The sequence below is a fragment of the Nocardioides dokdonensis FR1436 genome (assembly GCF_001653335.1).
GTDB classification, from domain to species: domain Bacteria; phylum Actinomycetota; class Actinomycetes; order Propionibacteriales; family Nocardioidaceae; genus Nocardioides; species Nocardioides dokdonensis.
Genome location: NZ_CP015079.1, coordinates 2,656,064 through 2,675,817, shown reverse-complemented (window position 1 = coordinate 2,675,817; position 19,754 = coordinate 2,656,064). Strand labels below are relative to the sequence as shown.

Sequence of the window (19,754 nt, the reverse complement as noted above, 5' to 3'; positions counted from 1 at the left end):
GTCTGAGCCCGAGGGTCGGAGCGGCAGCACGGGAGGCCCGGACCATCGGTCCGGGCCTCCCGCCGTGTGCCGCGTCGTCGCTCGACCCGGGTCACATCTCCTTGAGCGCGGGGACCACCTTCTCGCCGAAGAGGCGCATGCTCTTCATCGACTCCTCGATCGGCATGCCCGCGAAGCAGAAGGCCGCGTTCGCCAGGTAGTCGCAACCGAAGATCTCGCGGCGCTCACGGTACTGCTCGATGCACTGCTCGGGCGTGCCGTGGATGTTCGCCTGCACGTACCCCTTCGCGGCGTTCTCCATACCGGCCTCACGGATCATGTCCGCACCGACCTGGTAGGTCTCGTAGCCCTTCGTGGCGCGCCAGTGCTCGCCAGCGAAGTCGTAGTGCTTGATGACGCTGAGGAAGTACTGACCGATGTACTGCTGCGCCATCGCCTCGGCGACGTCCGGGTCCTCGTGACAGAAGACGAAGTCCTGGACCAGCGGCGCCGCCGGGTAGGCACCGTGGTGCTTCTTGAACATCTCGCGGTACTCGTTGATCGAGCCGGCGTGGGTGGCGTTGTCGAACTGCATGAACGTCATCATCCGCACACCGAGCTCGGCAGCGATGGGGATGGAGTCCGGCGACATCGCAGCGGCGAAGAGCCGGTCGTCCCAGGGACGGTCGGGGCTGGGTGCCGGTCGGAGCTCGATCTTCTGCTGCGGGTAGTGCGGCCCGGAGCCTTCGATGACCCCCGTCTTGACGGCGTTGATGACCATGTCGGCCGACTCGTTGAAGCGGGCTCGCGACTCGTTCATGTCGATGCCGAACGCGTCGTACTCCGCCTTGGCGAGGCCACGACCCAGGGCCACCATCGCCCGGCCGCCGGAGAGGTGGTCGAGGAGGATGGACTTCTCCGCCACGCGCAGCGGGTCGTTCCAGGGCAGGATGGCAGCGCCGATGCCGAGCTTGACCCGCTTCGTGCGACCGGCGATGTAGGAGAGCACCTGGAAGTTGTCCGGGAGCATGGAGTAGTCGTCGAAGTGGTGCTCGGCGGACCAGACGGAGTCGAAGCCAGCCTCCTCAGCGGCGACGCCCATCTCGACCTCGTCCATGAAGACGGCCTCGTCCGACTTGTCCTTGTACCAGTTCTGCGCGACGAGCAGAATTCCAACGTCCATCTTGTTCTCCTTGGTGATCTGGGTGGCTGCGTGCACCTGCGGCTGGATGCGTCCGGGACCCATCCGAGGAAGTTCTCGCGGTGTTCGATGTCCGGTGCTCGGGCACCGGTGGTGGGGGGTGACCCCCTTCCGGTCCGGTCGAGCACCGAGATGACCGTCGCACCCGAGCGACGCAGCGAGAAGAGCCGCTTCCTCCCGATCTTGTCGAGGTCTACAGTCCACACCGGACAGGAGAGGCAGCCAGGGGCTGTCCGACGAGGAGAGGCAGGGTGGGCGTCATGTCCCGGCAGGATGTGCTTCGCGCCGACGAGAACCGGCTCAACGGCGTCGTGCGGGCTTTCGAAGAGATCGCGCTCGCCTCCATGGAGGAGTCCATGGAGCTGCACCTGGTGCTGCAGGCCATCGGACGCCGGCTCATCGAGCTGCTCCAGATCTCCCGGTGCACCGTCTACCTACGTCGCGGCGACGGTCGGTTCGCGTGCCACGCCGGGTGGTCCGCGGCCGGCGACATGGGGCACCTCGTCAGCCGTCTCGTCAGCGGCGGCGACCGACTGACGAAGGAGGCGGTGGCCACACGGAAGCCGATCCTGGCCAAGGATGCGGTCAACCACCCGCTGACCGACCACGAGGCGATGATCCACTTCGGCGTCCGCGACATCCTGGCGGTCCCGATGGTGCTTGCCGGTGAGGTGATCGGTGTCATCTACGTCGACAACGAGGACCGGGACCACACGTACGGCACCGCCGAGCTGGCCACGGCCCAGGCCTTCGCCAGCCTGGCGGCGATCGCCGTACGTCAGGTCGAGCTCCGCGACGAGCTGGACCAGCACAACGCCGTCATCCAGCACAAGAACCAGCAGCTCCGCAAGATCGCGACCATCTCGCGCATGCTCTCCGACGCCACCCTCAAGGGTGCGGACACCGACGACCTGCTCACGCTGGTGGAGGGGTTCCTGCACCGTCCGGTCGTGCTCTACTCGGCTGATCTCAACGTGCTCGCCTGGAAGGCCCCGTCCAGCCTCAAGCTCGCCCACCCGCCCGCGCTGCCGCAGCGCGCGCGCGATCTCCAGGTCGTTCGTCAGCTGCGGTCCGCCGAGGACACGAGCCCGGCCCTCCTGCCCTCGCTCCCGGCCATCGGGTCCCCGCACCGCCGACTGCTGGCACCGATCGTCGTGGAACGTCGCCGGGTCGGCTACCTCGAAGCCGTCGAGTTCGGCCGCCCGTTCGTGGACCTGGAGCGCGAGATCCTCGACCGTGCGGCCGTCGCCATCGCCCTGCAGCTGCAGACCGAGTCGAGGCGGGCCGAGAGCGAGGCCCAGGCCCGCAGCGACTTCCTGGCTGACATCCTCAACGGGGAGAGGGACTCCGACTCGCTGCGGCGCGCCGCGACCGCGCGGGGGATCAGTCCCGATGGGACCTACCGACTCCTTCGGGTGCGCTACGGCCACGGGGACGAGCAGCGACACACCGGTCGAGCCCGGCGTCAGGGCCTGCTCGACCTCCTCTCGGAACGGCTCGACCTGGACGGCCTGGTCGACACCAGCATCCCTGGAGGGGACATCCTCCTGCTCGAGGAACGGCCCGGCATCGACCTGGCCGAGCGGCTCGAGCCGCTCCGGCCGGACCTGGAGGCGATCGGGGTGCTGCACCTGGTCCTCTCGCTCCCCCAGGTCGGACTGGTCTCGATGTCTGCGGCGGCAACCGAGCTGCGCGACATGGAGCGGGCACTCCTGGAGCTCGGTGCACGCCCGCAGCTGCTCCGGATGGACCGCGCCGGGGTGCTGCAGATGCTGCTGCAGGACACCGGCATCGGACGGGCACAGGAGTTCGCGGTCACCCTGTTGGCACCGCTGCTGCGCACCGACCAGAACGACGTGCTGATCGAGACCATCCGCGTGTTCCTCGCGGTCAACTGCCACATCCGCGCCGCGAGTCGGACGCTCGGGGTCCACGAGAACACCGTGCGCTACCGAGTAGGCAAGGCCGGGGAGGCGATGGGGGTCGACCTCAACGACTTCACCGACGCTTTCAAGGTGCGCCTGGCGCTGCAGGTGCATGACCTCCTCCCGCCGCCCTGACTCCTGACTTGTCGAGATCACCAAACTCTGACGGATCCGATGCTCCTCCACACGCCTCAGCGGCCCTAGCGTGCAGGAAGTCACATACGCGCCGGTTCGACGACCGAACCGGTCCTGATGCAGGAGGTCTGTCATGGCTCGTCTCGCAGTAGAGGGCACCCGGGAGATTCACTTCGACCACCACAAGGGCGGAGATCGTGCCCCGGTGGTGCTGGTCCACGGCTGGGGGATGAACGGCCGGGTCTGGGACTACGTGCTGCCCTATCTCCTGCGAGCCGGGCACGACGTGGTCGTGGCCGACCAGCGGGCCTGCGGACGATCGGACCGTGACTTCGATGACATGGGCATCGAGACGCTCGGCGCCGACGTCGTCGCCCTGGTCGATCACCTGGACCTGGAGCCCGTCGTGCTGAACGGCTGGTCCGCCGGTGGGGCCGTGGTGACCTCGGCCGCTGCATCGCTGGGGCGACGCTGCGCCGGCCTGGTGCTGACGTGCGGGGCCGCCCCGCGATTCACCAACGCCGAGGACTGGACCCACGGCATCCCCGCTGACGGCATCCCGGACATGATCGCTGCGCTCGACGACGACCCGGTCACGTTCCTGCGAGCGATGTCGGCCGGGCAGGCGCACGTCGCCCTGGACCCGGCGATCATCGACTGGATGTGGTGGATCTTCAACGAGGCCGGCGCCCGAGCGCACGAGACGCTTCTCGACCTCGCGCACGTCGACCTCCGCGAGGCAGTCGCCAAGATCACCGCTCCGACACTGGTGTTCGGAGGCAAGCACGACCCGACCGTTCCGTTCACGATCGCCGAGCACCAGGCGGAGACCTACCCGCAGGCGAAGCTGGTGGCGCTCGACACGGGTCACGTCCCCTTCATCGAGGCGAAGGCGGAGTACCGGGAAGCACTGCTCGACTACCTCGACCAGTTGTGAGGAGCGCCGACATGACTGCCACGGCTCTCGACCCCGTAGTGGCCTCCTTCAAGGACGCCATGGCGGCCCTGCCTGCAGGCGTCACGGTCGTCACGACCTGCGACGACGCGTGGCGGCCCTGGGGCTTCACCGCCAGCGCCATCACCTCGCTGTCGATGGACCCGCCGCTGGTGCTGGTCTGCTTGGCCAAGACCGCCCGGTGCCACCCGGCGTTCCTGGGCCTGGACCGGTGGAACATCCACATCCTCGGCGAGGAGCACGCCGACCTGGCCTACCGCTTCGCCTCGCGGGACGCTGACAAGTTCGGCGGCGGCGAGTTCAACTTCAGCACCGGTCTGCCCAGCCTGGCGAACGTCCCCGTCCGCGTGGAGTGCCGCGCCTACGCCAAGCACGACGGCGGCGACCACACCATCCTGGTCGGCGAGATCGTCGACGTGGAGATGTCGGGTGCCACACCGGTCGTCTACCAGAACCGGAAGTTCCACACGATCGAAGGAGACCCGGCATGAGCACGACCTTCTCCCCCCCGGCCGACGTGCACGCGCAGTCGAACCAGGACGAGCTCGACGCGCTCCGGATCGGGCTCTGGTACGACTTCCGGAACCCCCCGTCGGCGCAGCGCTCGTTCAGCACCTTCTACCGCGAGGTGCTCGACCAGGTCGTCGAGGCTGAGGAGGCGGGGCTGGAGTCGGTGTGGCTGACGGAGCACCACTTCTGCCCCGACGGGTACACCCCTTCCCCCCTGGTCCTGCTCGCGGCCATAGCGGAGCGAACTTCGACCATGCACCTTGGCACCAACCTGATCGTGTCACCACTGCATGAGCCGATCCGCCTCGCCGAGGACGCTGCCACCCTCTCCCTCCTCTCCGGCGGACGGTTCGACCTCGGTGTCGGCCTGGGATACTGGAAGCGGGAGTTCGAGGCGTTCGGTCGCAACCTGAAGAACCGACCCAGCCTCCTCGAGGAAGGGATCGAGGTCATCAAGCGTGCCTGGGCGGGCTCTGCCGAGCCGTTCGAGGGCAAGCGTCACACCTACCCCGGGCTTCCGGTCCACCCGCTGCCCGAGAAGGTCCCCGGGCTTCTCATCGGCGCGATGGCCGACAAGGCGATCGATCGGGCCGCGCGGCTGGGTGATGGATTCCTGAGCACCCAGAACCACCACCAGGAGGCCTTCCTCGATGCCTGGGCCCGCCACGGACGAGACCTGGACGACGCGCGCATCATGGCCGGCCAATGGGCAGTGGTGGCCGAGGACCCGGAGAAGGTCTGGGCCGAGATCGGCGAGTGCGCCGTGTACCAGCTCAACGCCTACATCGAGTGGGGCGCCTTCGGGGACCCTGACGAGATCCCCCGCTTCCAGACACCGGCCGATGTCCTGGCCGGTGGTGCCTACCGGTTGCAGGATGCCGAGATGGCGATCCAGGAGATCCTCGAGCTCAAGAAGCTGCGTCCACAGGTCCGAGACATGCACTACTTCGCCCAGCTGCCTGGTGAGTCGGTGGCCAGTGGCACCGCTCGGATGCACTACCTGGCCTCCGAGGTCGCGGCGCCCGTCAAGGCTCGGCTGGCCGAGGTCGCTCGGGGACCGAGGTGAGCGTGGGCAGCCCGTCCACCGACCTCTCGGTCTCGACACAGATCGACGGCCTGATCGACCTGGTTGCGCTCCGCGCCTGGTTGGACGACCAGGGCGTCTCACCGGGACGGCCGCTCGAGGTGGTGGGGCTGCTGGGTGGCGGGACGCAGAACATCCTGCTCCGCCTCCGTCGCGGCAGCCGTGACCTGGTGCTCCGTCGCGGGCCCCGTCACCTGAGGACCAGCACGAACGACAACCTCCGCCGGGAGATGCGGGTCCTGGACGGCCTCAGCCGGACGAGGGTCCCGCACGCGCGGTTGGTAGCGGACTGCCCGGACGAGGACATCCTCGGCGGCGCGGCCTTCTACGTCATGGAACTCGTCGACGGCCTCAATCCGACGGTGGAGATGCCGTGGGCCGAGGAGGACGTGACGCGCACCCGCCGGCTGTGCTTCTCGACCGTGGAGGCCCTGGCCGGACTGGGCGAGGTGGACCACGAGGCGGTGGGCCTGTCCGGAGTCGGCCGGCCCGACGGCTTCCTGGAACGGCAGGTCGCGCGGTGGCGTTCCGAGCTGGCCACCTACGCCCGGTTCCCCGAGTACCAGGGCCCGGACCTACCTGCAGTCGCTGCCATCGGTGACTGGCTCGACGACAACCGGCCCGCCGACTGGACCCCCGGGATACTGCACGGAGACTTCCACCTGGCGAACCTGCTGGTCGATCCGAGCACTGCCGAGGTGGCAGCGATCGTGGACTGGGAGATGGCGACGATCGGTGACCCGTTGCTCGACCTCGGGTCGCTGCTGGCCACGTGGCCTCGACCTGGTCGGCCGCACGGCGTCGGCTGGTCGGTCGACTCCATGGCGTCCGCGGTCACGAAGCCGGAGCTCGTCCAGCACTACGCGGACCGGTCCCACCGGGACATGTCCGCCATCGACTGGTACGAGGTGCTGGCATCGTGGAAGCTCGCCATCGTCATCGAGGGAACCCATGCTCGGGCCTGCGCGGGCCTGGCCCCGCGCGACACCGGCAAGATGCTGCACGCCTGGGCAGTGACGCTCCTGGACCAGGCGCGCGTCGTGGCCGGCGTCTGACCGCTGTCCGCTGACCTCAGGGAGCCACCGTGCCACCCCCACACACCAAGAACATCGTCGCCGTGGTCCTGCAGCGGCGAGGCAGGACCGCGCTCCTGCGACGCAGCGACGCGGTGTCCCACGACAACGGGCTCTGGCACTGCGTGACGGGGTTCCTCGAGCCGGGGGTCAGCCCGCTGGAGCAGGCTCTCGCGGAGGTCTTAGAGGAGACCGGGCTCCGAGTGGCCGATCTCGTCTCGCTGGACGAAGGACCCGTCGTGGAGCTGGTCGACGCCGGGGCGAACACCTGGCAGGTGCACACCTTCCGCGGCGAGACGCTGGTCAAGCGACTGGCCATCAACTGGGAGCACGATGCCTATCGCTGGGTGACCCGCCGTACCGCGCCCGGCTTCCGGCAGGTGAGCTGGCTCAAGGACGTCATGGATGCCGTGGGGGCTCACGAGCGGTTGCAGCCGGCACCCGCGTCACGCTCGGGAGCGATGCCGGAGGTCGACTGGTCGTGACGACCAGGTCGGGTCGGGACCGCCCGGTCGTCGCAGATCCGTATGGAGCGGTCCGGCCGTGCATCGCAGCGACAGGCACGTCGTCGGAGACACCGGCCCCCGGTGCACCTGAGTGGCACGGCCGATGACCTGCCGAGCGATGAGCCCCCTGGCCCGAGTCGCACCCTCGGTGGGGGACGCTGGTCGTGGCGGCCGAAAATCCGTTGCGTCGCGTCCGGAGACCCTTCACCCTGGACCGGAGCAGCACGGCGTCCGAGCCGTGCCCGTCGAGAGGAGCGTGACATGTCGACGACTGTCCCTGGCCTGTCCGCAGACCACATCCTCTTCTCCCGATGGAGCACCCACCGTGACGTACGACGTCTCTCAGCACCCGCACGACCGCACCACCCCTGACCCCCAGCGCGGCGCCGAGCACTTCGACTTCGACTTCCGCCCGCTCGACGACCTCGACGAGGGCCAGCGCTGGTCCACCTGGCTCGAGGTCGAGCCGCTCTCGCGCGGCCCCGAGCCCCGGCCCGCCTGGGTGGTCACCAGCCAGGCGGCCGTCGACACCGAGCTCGGTGTCCTGAAGACCGGCAAGGAGGCCGACGCGTTCCTGCTCGAGCGCGCCGTGCCCGACACCGACCCGACCCACCCTCCGGGCGACTTTGGACAGTCGGTGGTCATGGTGGCCAAGCGCTACCGCAGCGAGGAGCACCGCACGTTCCACCGCTCCGGCGCCTACACCGAGGGGCGCAGGGTCCGGAACACGCGCGACGCCCGGGCGATGGCCAAGAAGACCGCGCACGGCCGGGCGGTCGCCGCGGGCCAGTGGGCCTGGGCCGAGTGGCAGGCCCTGACCAGGCTCTGGACGCTGGGCCTGCCGGTGCCCTACCCGGTGCAGGTCGACGGCACCGAGCTGCTGATGGAGTGGATCACCGTCGAGGGCGAGCACGGGCACGAGACCGCGCCCCGGCTGGCGCAGTCGAGACCGGAGCCGGGGCTGCTGGCGTCGTACTGGGAGCAGACCCGCGACGCGATGGCGCTGATGGTGCAGGCCGGGATCGTGCACGGCGACCTGTCGCCGTACAACGTGCTGGCCGCCGGCGAGCGGCTGGTCGTCATCGACCTGCCGCAGGTCGTCGACCTGGTCGGCAACGTGAACGGGATGGACTTCCTGCTGCGTGACTGCACCCACATGGCCACCTGGTTCCGGGCCCGCGGCCTGGCCGTCGACGAGCACGACCTGTTCGGCGAGCTCATGGCCCATGCCTTCTGAGCCGCCGGGGCCGACCTACCCGAGCACGGTGCGGGTGCTGGCGGCGTTCACCGGACGGATCCGGGAGAACGCCGCCAGGTCGATCTTCAGACCGGTGTGCTCGCCGACGTAGGTGACCGGGTCACGGTCGTGGTCCACGCCGCCGTCCTCCACCGCGGCGATGATCGCGGCCAGGAAGCACCCGGCGATGGGAGCGTTCTTGAACTGGTTGCCGCTGGTGCCCATCGCGACGTAGAAGCCGTCGGCGTCGGTGCGGTCGTAGATGGGTGTCCAGTCGTCGGCGACGTCGTAGACCCCGACGACCCCGCAGGGCCGGTTGGGCACCCGCAGCTCGGGCAGCCGCCGGGCAGCCCGCGTCACCTGCGACTCGTAGCGCGCCAGCGTGACGTGGTCGTCGATGGTGTCGGGGTCCTCGATCCAGTCGAAGGGGTCGCACGCGGGCTCGGTGCCGCCGACGACCCAGGCCTGCTGCGGCCCGGGACGCATGTAGGTGCCGAGGTCGATGTCGAAGACGCCCGGGCCAGGTGCGGCGTCGGTGCCGTACCCCTCCGGCTGGGCCACCTGGTGCACCTCCTGGCGCAGCGGCCGGACGCCGATGGTGAACTCCGCCCCGATGCCCGCCATCGCGTTGAACGCCCCCGACCAGGGGCCTGCCGCGTTGACCACGACCGGCGACTCCACCCGGCGCCCGTCGGCCAGGGCGAGGTGCCACAGCGAGCCGCGACGCTCGACGGCGACGACCCGGGCGCGGTACGCCGTCGTCGCACCGTGCAGCCGGGCCGCGACGGCGAGGTTGTCGGCGGCCAGCCGCGGGTCGTCCATGTAGCCGGCGTCGGGGGTCCAGATCGCCCCGAGCCGGGCCGGTGCGTCCTCCCAGAACGCGTCGTCGGCCACCGGCTTGTTGGGCCAGTAGGCACCGGTGTCGAGGTGCGGGAACCGGGCGGCGAGCTCGTCGGGCCCGAGGTGCTCGCACGGCACCCCGGCGGCCTCCAGGAGCCGCATCCCCTCGTCGTGCGGCACGGCCGGCACGTCGAGGTGCAGCATCCCGGTGCGGTGGAAGCGCGAGAGCACCGGCGGGTCGGCCAGCGGCTCGAACCCCGGCAGCCCGAGGTGGTCGGCCCACCGTTCCCACATGAACTTGGCCTCCCACGACGTCGCGACGGTGTCGTAGGTGGAGTAGAGGAAGCGGATGACCGCGCTCGAGGCGCACGTCGAGCCGTGCCCGGGCCCGCCCGCCTTGTCGAGCACGAGCACGTCGCGACCGGCGCGGGCCAGCTCGAGCGCCACGGCCGAGCCGATGACGCCGGAGCCGACGACGACCGCGTCAGCGGTCAGGGTGTGGGTCACAGGTCTCTCCCAGGTCGTGAGCGGGCGGGTGGGTGGTCAGGCGTCGACGACGATGTCGCCGTCGGGGGTGGAGCAGCAGGGCAGGAACTTGTCCTGGGCGATCTCGCGGGGCCGGATGCCGCCCTGGTGCACCATGTCGACCCGGCCCGAGAGCAGGGTGGACTTGCAGGTCCCGCAGAGCCCCTCCGCGCACGACGACGGGAGCCGTACGCCGGCCTCCTGGGCGGCGGCCAGCACCGTCATGCCGGGGGGACACCGCACCTCGCGACCGCTGCGGCCGAAGCGCACCCGTGCCTCCGGCACGCCGTCGGCGACCGGCCCAGCCCCCGGCCCAGCCACCGGCGCACCGGACTCCCCGAGCACGAAGCTCTCCTCGTGGCAGCGCGCGGGGTCGGCCCCCACCTCGGCGAGCGCGCTGCGGACGCCGGCCATGTAGCCCGGCGGCCCGCAGGTCAGCACCTCCCGGTCGGCCGCGTCGGGCACCGCGCCGAGCAGCATCGCGGCGTCCAGGCGGCCCCGCGGCCCGACCCACGCACCGGGCCGACCGGGTGCGTCGTCCTCGCACACCCACACGACCCGCAGACCCTCGTGGACCGCGGCCAGGTGCTCGATCTCGTCGCGGCGCACCAGGTCGTCGGGGGTGCGCGCACTGTGCACCACGACCACGTCCAGGGCGCCGGGGCCCAGCTCGGCGAGGTCGGCCATCGTGCCCAGCGTGGCCAGCGTCGGGGTGATCCCGCTGCCGGCCGAGAGCAGCAGGTAGCGCGCAGCCGGGTGCGCGGCGACGGTGAAGGCGCCGCGCGGCCCGCTGACCCGGACCCGGTCCCCGAGCGCCAGCCGGTCGTGGAGGTACGGCGACAACCCGCCACCCTCGACCCGCTTGACCGTGATGCTCAGCAGGTGCGGTCGGGTCGGCGGCGACGAGATCGTGTAGCAGCGCTCGACCCGGTGCCCGTCGACGTCGACCCCGAGGGTCAGGAACTGCCCCGGCCGGAAGGCGAACGTGCTCGGTCGGGTCGGCTCCAGCACCAGCGACACGACGTCGTGGGTCTCGCGGACCCGGGCGCGCAGCACCAGCTCGGTGTCGAGGTCGAGGTCGAGCTCCTCGCCGAGCAGCCCGTCGCCCAGCGGTCGCACCGCGCGCGCGGGGTCGGGCACCACCCGCAGCGCCGGGACGGGGGCGAGGGTCGCCTCGTCGGCGGGGCACAGGAACGGCTGCAGCTCGCTCATCGGGCCGCCTCCTCTCGGATGCGGGCGTCGTACCAGGCGACGAACGCCTCCACCTGCTCCTCCGCCTCGGAGTAGGGACCCGGCTCGTAGCCGGGGTCGGCGACCCCGGCCTGGGTCAGCGCCACGAACGCCGCATCCTGCTCGTTGGTCGCGCGCCAGGTGGCCGTGAGGCTCGCGACGTCGTAGTCGACCCCCTCGACGGCGTCCTCGTGCACGAGCCAGGTGGTGCGCACGAGGGTGCGGTCGACGGAGACCGGCAGCGCCGCGAACGTCACGACGTGGTCGGCCTGGGCGTGGAACCACGCGTTGGGCTGGGTGTGCAGCCCCAGCCGGCCCAGCCGTGCGTCGGGCAGGTCACCGAGCAGCCGGCCGACCAGACGGGTGCCGTCGGGGCTGAAGGACTCCCCCGCCCCGTCGAGCGGCTCGCGGTGGAGCCGGAAGCCGACCGGCCGACCGAGGTCCTCCACGAGCGCGTAGGGCAGGCCGAGGTCCTCGCTGCGCCGCTCGAGGTCGACCTGGGCCAGCAGGTAGCGGTCGTGGTCGGCGCGCAGCCGCTCGGGCACCTGGTGGTCGGCCAGGCCCCAGGTCGGGAAGAACGAGCACAGCAGCTCGGGGTGCCCGTCGCAGTGGTAGCACTCCCGGTTGTTCTCCATGGTGAGCTTCCAGTTGCCGTGCTCGACCAGGTCGGTCTGCGCGGCGACCTTGGTGCGGTCCAGCGCGTGCGGGGCGACGTACGGCGCCACCACGCGCGCGACGTCCTCGATGTCGCCCGGCGGCTCCGCGGCCAGGCAGACGAAGAGCAGCCCGGCGACCTCACGCAGGTGGACCGTGCGCAGCCCGAGAGCGGCACGCTCGGCGGTGGGCGGCAGCTGGGGGGCGTGCAGGAGACGGCCGTCGGTGGCGTAGGTCCAGTGGTGGTAGCCGCACACGATGTTGCCGACGCAGCCGTGGGACTCGGTGACCAGCCGGGACCCCCGGTGGCGGCACACGTTGCGGAACGCCTGGAGCCGGCCGTCGTCGTCGCGCAGCACCACCACCGAGGCGCTGCCCAGGTCGATGCTGAGGAAGTCGCCCTCCTCGGGCACCTCGGCGACCGAGCCCACGAAGATCCACTGGCGCTGCCAGATCAGCCGCAGGTCGAGCTCGTGCACCGCCGGGTCGGAGTAGCAGGCACCGGGCAGCGAGTGCCCTCGCGGGCGCGTGTCGAGGAGGTCCAGCAGCCAACCGGCATCGAGTCGAGGGGTCGTGGTGGTGAGCGTCATCGGTTCCTCCTGGGCGGCCGGGTCAGACGGTGACGCACAGCCGGAGCGCGTCGTAGATGGCGGCGTGGATGTTGCGACTGGCGACGGCGTCACCGATCCGGAAGAGCTGGTAGCGGCCCTCGGGGTGGGTGGCGACCTCCTGAGGCAGCCCCGCGAGCAGGGCGGCGTGGTCGACCTCTCCGAGGTTGCGCGAGCCGGGCACGAGCTCGAGGTACAGCTCGTCGTTGGGCACGGTGCCGTGCTCCACCACGACGTGGTCGACCACCCGCTCCTCGACCGCGTCGGCGTAGTCGCTGCCCAGCACCGCCACCAGGCGGCCGCCCTCCTCGGGCGCGGCGCGGCGCACCGAGAGCAGCCGCCGGGCCACGCTCAGCCGCACGTCGTGCTCGGCGAAGGCACGCAGGTAGGCCGGGCTGTTCATGCTGCCCACCGAGATGCCGACCATCCGCTCCGGGGTCACCAGCTCGACGTGCGCGCCCAGGCGGGCCAGGTGCTCGGCCGCGTCGAGGGCGGGCTCGCCGCCGTGGTCGTCGAAGACCAGCACCCGCTCACCGGCACGCGGACCGGAGCCGCCGAGGACGTCCCAGGTGTCGAGCACCAGGTCCTCCCCCGCCCCGGCCACCGAGCGGTCCGGCACCCCGCCGGTCGCGACGACCACGAGGTCGGGCTGCTCGGCGAGGACGGTGGCGGCCTCGGCGTACACGCCGTACCGGACGTCGACCCCGGAGTGCTTGAGCTCGGCGACCCGCCAGTCGACGATGCCGATCAGGTCGCGACGGCGCAGCGTCGAGGAGGCCAGGAGCAGCTGCCCGCCGGGGCGGTCCCCGGCCTCCAGGAGCAGCACCTCGTGACCGCGCTCCCCCAGCACCCGGGCGGCCTCGAGACCCGCCGGTCCGGCTCCCACCACCACGGCCCGCCGACGCCGACCGAGCGTCGGCGCGATGACGTGCGGCAGCGACTGCTCACGACCCGTGGCGGGGTTGTGCACGCACTTGGCGTCGCCGGACTCGTAGATCGCGTCGAGGCAGAAGCTCGCGCCCACGCAGGGGCGCACCCGGTCCTCCTCACCACGGGCGACCTTGGCGACCAGGTGCGGGTCGGCGATCTGGGGCCGGGTCATCCCGACCAGGTCGAGCAGGCCCTCGCGGATCGCGTGCCGGGCGGTGGCGACGTCGCCGATCCGGGCGGCGTGCATCACCGGGACCCCCAGGGCCCGCCGGACGGTGCCGGCGAGCTCGAGGAACGGCGCCGAGGGCGTGCCCATCGACGGGATGGTCGCCGCCAGCCGGGCGTCACTGTCGAGGCCCCCCTTGATGACCGAGAGGAAGTCGACGCCGTGCTCGAGGTAGCGCCGCGCGATCGGCAGGGTGTCCTCCAGACCCAGCCCCTCGGGCAGGTCCTCGTCCATCGCCATCCGCAGCCCGACGACGAAGTCGGGACCCACCGCCGCCCGCACGGCGTCGAGCACCCGCAGCGGGAAGACCAGCCGGGCCTCGGGGTCGCCGCCGAAGGCATCGGTGCGCAGGTTGGTGGCCGGGGAGGCCCAGGAGTCGAAGAGGTGGCTGTAGGACTCGATCTCGATGCCGTCCAGGCCGGCGGCCTGGCAGCGCGCGGCCGCGGCGGCGTAGTCGCGCACGATCCGGTCGACGTCCCAGGCCTCGGCGACCTTGGGGAACGAGCGGTGCTGGCGCTCGCGCAGCCGTGAGGGGTAGACCAGCGGCAGCCAGTCGCCGCTCGCGCTGCTGGTGCGCCGGCCGAGGTGGGTCACCTGGCACATCACCGCGGCGCCCGCCTCGTGCACGTCGTCGCAGAGCCGGCGCAGCCACGGCACCACCTCGTCGCGGTAGAGCAGCATGTTGCCGAAGGCCGGCGGGCTGTCCGGCGAGACCACCGCGGAGCCCCCAATCATCGTCAGCCCGACCCCGCCGCGGGCCTTCTCGAGGTGGTAGAGCCGGTAGCGGTCCTTCGGCATCCCGTCCTCGGTGTACGCCGGCTCGTGCGACGTGCTGACGACGCGGTTGCGCAGAGCGACCCCGCGGAGCAGGTACTCCCCGAGCAATGGGTCCAGCTGGTGCACACGACCATGATGCGCGTCACATAATCACGAGGAAAAGCGCACGTTTTCGTCCATCATCGTGCAATCTGGTCACATGATCGATCACCGGCTGCGGGTGCTCCAGGTCGTCGCCGACCGCGGCACGATCTCCGCCGCCGCTGACCACCTCGGCTACACCCCGTCCGCGGTCTCCCACCAGCTGCGGACCCTGGGTCGCGACCTCGGTGTCCGCCTCCTCGAACCGGACGGGCGCCGCGTCCGGCTGACCCCGGCGGCCCTGACCCTGCTGGCGCGCAGCACCGACCTGCACGCGCTCTGGGAGGAGATCCGCACCGATGTGCTCGGCACCTCGCTCACCGGCATCGGGCACCTGCGCCTGGCCGGGTTCTCGACCGCGGCCTCGGTGCTGCTGCCCTCGGTGGCCACGGCGGTGATGCGGGCACACCCGCGCTCGACGGTGCGGATCCTGGAGGCCGACCCGGAGGTCTGCTTCGAGATGCTGGTCGCGGACCGCGCCGACCTCGTCGTGGTGGTGGCCACCGACGTGCTGCCCTCGATCGACGACCCACGCTTCGAGCAGCAGCCGCTCATGGAGGACAGCCTCGACCTGCTGGTGCCCGGAGGGCACCGCCTCGCCGTCCGGTCCTGGGTCTCCCTGACCGAGGTCGCCGGGGAGCCCTGGATCATGGACCGGCCCGGGCGGCCCTACCACCACATGGTCAGCACGGCCTGCGCCGCCGCGGGGTTCACCCCCCACCAGGTGCACGAGGTGACGGAGTGGGACACCGGCGCCGCGCTGGTCGCCGCCGGGTTCGGGGTGGCCCTGGTGCCCCGGATGGCGCGGCTGCCCGCCGACGACGGACTGGTGCGGGTCCCGCTGCGCGGGGCGGCGACCCCGGTGCGCCACGTCCGCACCGGCGTGCGTCGCGGCACCGCCGGTCAGCCCGAGATCGCGCTGGCGCTGGAGGAGCTGCGCCGCGCGGCGGATGCGGTGGACCGCGGCGACCCGGTGCCGCCACCCGATACGTTGCCCGGGTGAGGCACACCCGCGGACGCGTCGTCGACATCACCTCCCTGGCCGACCTCGACCGCCGGCTGGAGGACGGTGCCTGGTACCTGACCGGCTGGCGGGTGCACTCGGTCGACCTCCGCGAGCGCGGCGAGGCGCTGCGGAGCTGCCGCCTGGCCGGCGCGACCTTCCTCGGCTGCCGGTTCGCCGACGGCGACGCCGAGCGGGTCGAGGAAGCCGGCGCGCTGGTGCTGCCCGCGATCGTGGACGTGCCGGTCGAGACCGCGCGCCACGACCTGTACGTCGCCCGCGAGCTCTTCGACACCCTGCGCTGGAGCGACTCCCTGGACGGACGCGCCTACGCCTGGTCGAAGGCCACGCCCGGCGACACCGGCCGGTCGACCGGCGAGACCTCCCTGGCCCAGGCGCTCCACGACCACGCCATCGACACCGCCCTGGACCACTGGCGCGCCGACCGGCGCATCGTCGGGGTGATGGGCGGCCACGCCGCCGCACGGGGTACGCCGCTGTTCGCCGACGCGGCGCGGCTCGGGCACCGTCTGGGCGCGGCGGGGCTGACCGTCGCGACCGGCGGCGGCCCCGGCGCGATGGAGGCCGCCAACCTCGGCGCCCGGCTCTCCCCCCGCGGTGAGGACGTGCTCGACCGGGCCCTGGAGATGCTGGCGACGGTGCCGTCGTACCGCCCGTCCGTGGACGCGTGGATCCTCTCCGCCTTCGACGTCCTCGCCAGCCTCGACACCCCGGCCGAGGACGGCGGCCCGGCCGCCAACCTCGCGATCCCCACCTGGCACTACGGCCACGAGCCGCCCAACGTCTTCGGCACCGCGATCGCCAAGTACTTCCGCAACGCCACCCGGGAGGCGATCCTGCTGGAGGTCTGCGACGCCGGCATCGTCTTCCTGCCCGGCGCCGGCGGGACCGTGCAGGAGGTCTTCCAGGACGCCTGCGAGAACTACTACGCCGACGAGGCCTCGGTGGCGCCGATGGTGCTCGTGGGCCGCGAGCACTGGACCGTCGACCTGCCGGCCTGGCCGCTGCTGCAGGCGCTGGCCGCCGGACGGGCGATGGAGCAGCACGTGCACCTCGTCGACACCGTCGAGGAAGCACTCGAGGTCGTGCAAAGCGCCTCCGCGGGAGGCCTCCCAGCCCTAGGGTGAGCCGGTCGTCACACCCTGGGGAGGGACCTTGTCGTCCGAGTCATCTGCGACCCCTGAGTCGCACGCGTCATCCGCCACCGACCGCACCGCTCTGGGGCGCCGCCAGCTGTTGCGCGGCGGTGCCGGCATCGGTGTCGCCGGTGCCCTGGCCGGGATGGCCGGCTCCGCGAGCGGGTTGGCCGGCCACGCCGTCGCCGGCCTCGGGCGGGCCCGGGTCCGCGGGCTGACCACGCTCGACCTGGTGCTGCAGCGCGGCGAGCCCGGCGCGAACGGGTGGCGCGCCATCGTGACCGCCCCGGGCGAGCGGCACCGGATGCGCCTGGACCTCGCGGAGCGTCCGCGGCGTGGCCGCCGTCGCCGTCGCCGCCCCCTGCTGGCCTTCGTGCAGATCTCCGACGTGCACATCGTCGACGCGCAGTCACCGCTGCGGGTGGAGTGGACCGACCGGTACGACGACCCCGGCTCGCCGCTGGCGCTGGGCCTCTTCAGCTCCGCGTGGCGGCCGCAGGAGGTGCTCTCCGCCCAGGTCGCGGACTCCATGGTGCGCCAGGTCAACGCGATCCGCCGGGGCCCGGCCACCGGGCGCCGCCTGGACCTCGTCGTGCAGACCGGCGACAACTCCGACAACAGCCAGCTCAACGAGATCCGCTGGAACATCGACGTCCTCGACGGCGGGACGCTCACCCCGGACTCCGGCGACCTGAGCCGCTACGAGGGGGTGGCCGACGCCGACCCGACGACGTACGACCCGAGCTACTGGCACCCCGAGGGCACCCCCGAGGGCGCCGAGGACGACCTGCCGCGCAGCCGCTACGGCTTCCCGGTCGTGCCCGGCCTGCTCGACGCCGTGCGCCGTCCGTTCCGGGCCCAGGGGCTGCGCCTGCCCTGGTACAGCGCCTTCGGCAACCACGACGGCCTGGTGCAGGGCAACTTCCCCGCCGACGGGGTCTTCGACGCGTTCGCGCGGGGCGACCTCAAGGTCATCACCCCGCCGCCGAGCGTCAAGCAGAGCGAGGTCCTCCAGGCGCTGGCCACCGGCAAGGTCACCGACCTGCTCGCCAAGCTCGTCGACGGTCCCGGCACCAAGCAGGTCACCCCCGACGAGGGCCGCCGCCTGCTCTCGCGCGCCCAGGTCGTCGAGGAGCACTTCAGCACCCGTGGACTCCCGGTCGGGCACGGCTTCACCGAGGAGAACCGCGCCGCCGGCACCGCCTACTACTCCTTCGACACCGGCGCCTTCCGGTTCGTGGTGCTCGACTCCGTCAACCCCAACGGCCAGTCCGACGGGTCCCTGGACGCCACCCAGTTCGCCTGGTTGCAGGACTTGCTCGCCGCGAGCGCCGACCGGTACGTCGTCGTGGCCAGCCACCACACCTCCACGTCGATGGGCAACCGGCTGGTCGGCACCGGCGGGGACGTCGCGCCCCGGGTGCTCGGCCCCGAGGTCGTGGCCGCGCTGCTCGCGACCCCCACGGTCGTGGCCTGGGTCAACGGGCACTCGCACCGCAACCGGATCACCCCGCACGCCCGCGAGGGCGGCGGTGGGTTCTGGGAGGTCAACACGGCCTCGCACATCGACTGGCCTCAGCAGTCGCGCATCGTCGAGGTCGCCGACAACCGGGACGGCACGCTGTCGATCTTCACCACGGTCCTCGACCACGCGGCACCGGTGGGCGATCCCGGCCTCGACTCGCCGCTGGCGCTGGCGGCGCTGGCGCGCGAGCTCGCGGCCAACGACTGGCAGGAGGGCACCAAGGACCGGGCCGGTGCCCGTCTCGACCGCAACTGCGAGCTGGTGCTGCCGAAGCCGCGCCTGCGCCGCTGAGGCGCCGGCTGGTCGCCCCGGGGAGTCAGTCCTCGGTGGCGGCCAGCTGGCCGCAGGCCCCGTCGATCTCCGAACCGCGGGTGTCGCGCACCGTGGTCGGGATGCCCTTGGCCTCGAGCCGGCGCACGAACTCGCGCTCGTCGGCGGGGTCCGAGGCGGTCCACCTGCTGCCCGGGGTGGGGTTGAGCGGGATCAGGTTGACGTGCACCCAGCCCCAGTCGCCGTAGCCGCGCAGCACGTCGGCGAGCAGGTCGGCGCGCCACGCCTGGTCGTTGATGCCGCGCATCATGGCGTACTCGATGGAGACCCGGCGCTTGGTCACCCGGGCGTAGTCCCAGGCCGCCTCGACGGTCTCGGCGACCGAGGAGCGGGTGTTGATCGGGACCAGCGTGTTGCGCAGCTCGTCGTCGGGAGCGTGCAGGCTCAGCGCGAGGGTGACCGGGATGCCCTCCTCGGTCAGCTGGCGGATGCGTGGGACCAGACCGACGGTCGAGACGGTGATGCCGCGCGCCGACATGCCCAGCCCGTCCGGCGCGGGGTCGACGAGGCGGCGCACGGCGCCGATGACGGCCTTGTAGTTGGCCAGCGGCTCGCCCATGCCCATGAACACCACGTTGTTGACGCGACCCCGGCCGCCGGGCACCTCGTCACGGTCCAGCGAGCGGGCGCCGGCGACGACCTGCTCGACGATCTCGGCGGTGCTCATGTTGCGCTGCAGGCCGCCCTGGCCGGTGGCGCAGAACGGGCAGGCCATGCCGCAGCCGGCCTGGCTGGACACGCACATCGTCGTGCGGCCCGGGTAGCGCATCAGCACCGACTCGACGAGGGCGCCGTCGAAGAGCTTCCACAGCGTCTTGCGCGTGGTGCCCTTGTCGGCCTCCATCGTCTTCAGCGGCGTCATCAGGTGCGGCAGCAGCGTGCTGACCAGCTCGGCGCGCTGACCGGCGGGCAGGTCGGTCATCTGGTCCGGGTCGTCGACCAGGCGGGCGAAGTAGTGCGTCGAGAGCTGCTTGGCCCGGAAGCCCGGGAGGCCGTTGTCCTCGAGCAGCTGCTTGCGCTCGGGCGCGGTGAGGTCGGCGAGGTGACGCGGCGGCTTCTTGCGTCCGCGCGGCTCGTCGAAGACCAGCGGGAGCGCTGTCACTCCCTCCGCGGGCTCGGGAGCGCGCGGCGGGACGGCGGCGACGGCGGGCACAGGGGCAGCGGGGTTCTCGGGCATAGCACGCCCAGTCTCCCACCGGCCCG

At 71.9% G+C, this 19,754-nt stretch carries 16 protein-coding genes; 10 read left to right on the top strand and 6 right to left on the bottom strand.

The annotated features are described in order from the left end of the window. Positions 1-91: 91 nt before the first annotated feature. A complete protein-coding gene (locus I601_RS12685) occupies positions 92-1,225 on the bottom strand; it encodes an LLM class flavin-dependent oxidoreductase (RefSeq protein WP_218917664.1) in 1,134 nt (377 codons plus the stop codon). Between the two features lie 215 nt (positions 1,226-1,440). Here I601_RS12685 and I601_RS12680 point away from each other — a divergent pair, with 215 nt between their 5' ends. The 7 genes from I601_RS12680 (at position 1,441) to I601_RS12650 (ending at position 8,605) form a co-directional block, all read left to right on the top strand. Beyond that, entirely contained in the window at positions 1,441-3,240 is a 1,800-nt protein-coding gene (locus I601_RS12680) for a GAF domain-containing protein (protein WP_157520128.1), read from the top strand. A 133-nt stretch (positions 3,241-3,373) separates the two neighbouring features. Beyond that, positions 3,374-4,177: an alpha/beta fold hydrolase gene (locus tag I601_RS12675; protein WP_068110259.1), complete on the top strand. Its 804-nt coding sequence runs from the start codon at positions 3,374-3,376 to the stop codon at positions 4,175-4,177. 11 nt (positions 4,178-4,188) lie between these two features. Further along, the gene (locus tag I601_RS12670) at positions 4,189-4,686 is read left to right on the top strand and encodes a flavin reductase family protein (protein WP_068110256.1); all 498 of its coding nucleotides are present in this window, start codon (positions 4,189-4,191) and stop codon (positions 4,684-4,686) included. Then, positions 4,683-5,771 (top strand): LLM class flavin-dependent oxidoreductase, encoded by a 1,089-nt coding sequence (locus tag I601_RS12665; protein ID WP_084527550.1) that lies wholly within the window; start codon positions 4,683-4,685, stop codon positions 5,769-5,771. Before I601_RS12670 ends, I601_RS12665 begins: the two co-directional genes overlap by 4 nt. Continuing rightward, positions 5,768-6,844, top strand: coding sequence for a phosphotransferase family protein (locus I601_RS12660; protein ID WP_218917663.1), 1,077 nt, complete (start codon positions 5,768-5,770; stop codon positions 6,842-6,844). Before I601_RS12665 ends, I601_RS12660 begins: the two co-directional genes overlap by 4 nt. 29 nt (positions 6,845-6,873) lie before the next feature. Then, positions 6,874-7,347 carry an NUDIX domain-containing protein gene (locus I601_RS12655; protein ID WP_068110254.1) on the top strand — a complete coding sequence of 158 codons (474 nt, stop codon included), beginning with the start codon at positions 6,874-6,876 and terminating at the stop codon, positions 7,345-7,347. Positions 7,348-7,693: 346 nt separating this feature from the next. After that, positions 7,694-8,605 (top strand): serine protein kinase RIO, encoded by a 912-nt coding sequence (locus I601_RS12650; RefSeq protein ID WP_237089397.1) that lies wholly within the window; start codon positions 7,694-7,696, stop codon positions 8,603-8,605. 15 nt (positions 8,606-8,620) lie between these two features. Here the strand turns inward: I601_RS12650 and I601_RS12645 are convergent, their stop codons facing one another. Genes I601_RS12645 through I601_RS12630 form a run of 4 tightly spaced genes read right to left on the bottom strand, consistent with a single transcriptional unit; the run spans position 8,621 to position 14,521 of the window. Then, positions 8,621-9,952 (bottom strand): NAD(P)/FAD-dependent oxidoreductase, encoded by a 1,332-nt coding sequence (locus I601_RS12645; RefSeq protein WP_218917662.1) that lies wholly within the window; start codon positions 9,950-9,952, stop codon positions 8,621-8,623. 36 nt (positions 9,953-9,988) lie between these two features. Then, on the bottom strand, positions 9,989-11,182 hold the full coding sequence (locus tag I601_RS12640; protein ID WP_084527546.1) for an FAD-binding oxidoreductase: 1,194 nt from the start codon (positions 11,180-11,182) through the stop codon (positions 9,989-9,991). Next, positions 11,179-12,444: an aromatic ring-hydroxylating oxygenase subunit alpha gene (locus I601_RS12635; protein WP_068110251.1), complete on the bottom strand. Its 1,266-nt coding sequence runs from the start codon at positions 12,442-12,444 to the stop codon at positions 11,179-11,181. Before I601_RS12635 ends, I601_RS12640 begins: the two co-directional genes overlap by 4 nt. Before the next feature lie 22 nt (positions 12,445-12,466). After that, positions 12,467-14,521: an oxidoreductase gene (locus I601_RS12630; protein WP_068110248.1), complete on the bottom strand. Its 2,055-nt coding sequence runs from the start codon at positions 14,519-14,521 to the stop codon at positions 12,467-12,469. 73 nt (positions 14,522-14,594) lie between these two features. On the opposite strand from I601_RS12630, the gene I601_RS12625 reads away from it, so the two are divergent. From I601_RS12625 to I601_RS12615, 3 genes are read left to right on the top strand one after another with little or no spacing between them, the layout of a single operon-like run. Then, complete coding sequence (locus tag I601_RS12625) at positions 14,595-15,539, top strand: LysR family transcriptional regulator (protein WP_068110245.1); 945 nt, start codon at positions 14,595-14,597, stop codon at positions 15,537-15,539. After that, complete coding sequence (locus I601_RS12620) at positions 15,536-16,687, top strand: LOG family protein (protein ID WP_068110242.1); 1,152 nt, start codon at positions 15,536-15,538, stop codon at positions 16,685-16,687. Before I601_RS12625 ends, I601_RS12620 begins: the two co-directional genes overlap by 4 nt. Positions 16,688-16,715: 28 nt before the next feature. After that, complete coding sequence (locus I601_RS12615; protein WP_218917661.1) at positions 16,716-18,512, top strand: TIGR03767 family metallophosphoesterase; 1,797 nt, start codon at positions 16,716-16,718, stop codon at positions 18,510-18,512. Positions 18,513-18,537: 25 nt separating this feature from the next. Here the strand turns inward: I601_RS12615 and rlmN are convergent, their stop codons facing one another. Then, positions 18,538-19,728 carry a dual-specificity RNA methyltransferase RlmN gene (gene rlmN, locus I601_RS12610; RefSeq protein WP_084527544.1) on the bottom strand — a complete coding sequence of 397 codons (1,191 nt, stop codon included), beginning with the start codon at positions 19,726-19,728 and terminating at the stop codon, positions 18,538-18,540. Positions 19,729-19,754 lie beyond the last annotated feature (26 nt).

Excerpts from the sequence above, each read along its gene's own strand:
- I601_RS12685 (WP_218917664.1), bottom strand. The coding sequence starts at position 1,225 with ATGGGTCCCGGACGCATCCAGCCGCAGGTGCACGCAGCCACCCAGATC.
- I601_RS12680 (WP_157520128.1), top strand. The coding sequence starts at position 1,441 with ATGTCCCGGCAGGATGTGCTTCGCGCCGACGAGAACCGGCTCAACGGC.
- I601_RS12675 (WP_068110259.1), top strand. The coding sequence starts at position 3,374 with ATGGCTCGTCTCGCAGTAGAGGGCACCCGGGAGATTCACTTCGACCAC.
- I601_RS12670 (WP_068110256.1), top strand. The coding sequence starts at position 4,189 with ATGACTGCCACGGCTCTCGACCCCGTAGTGGCCTCCTTCAAGGACGCC.
- I601_RS12665 (WP_084527550.1), top strand. The coding sequence starts at position 4,683 with ATGAGCACGACCTTCTCCCCCCCGGCCGACGTGCACGCGCAGTCGAAC.
- I601_RS12640 (WP_084527546.1), bottom strand. The coding sequence starts at position 11,182 with ATGAGCGAGCTGCAGCCGTTCCTGTGCCCCGCCGACGAGGCGACCCTC.
- I601_RS12635 (WP_068110251.1), bottom strand. The coding sequence starts at position 12,444 with ATGACGCTCACCACCACGACCCCTCGACTCGATGCCGGTTGGCTGCTG.
- I601_RS12625 (WP_068110245.1), top strand. The coding sequence starts at position 14,595 with ATGATCGATCACCGGCTGCGGGTGCTCCAGGTCGTCGCCGACCGCGGC.
- rlmN (WP_084527544.1), bottom strand. The coding sequence starts at position 19,728 with ATGCCCGAGAACCCCGCTGCCCCTGTGCCCGCCGTCGCCGCCGTCCCG.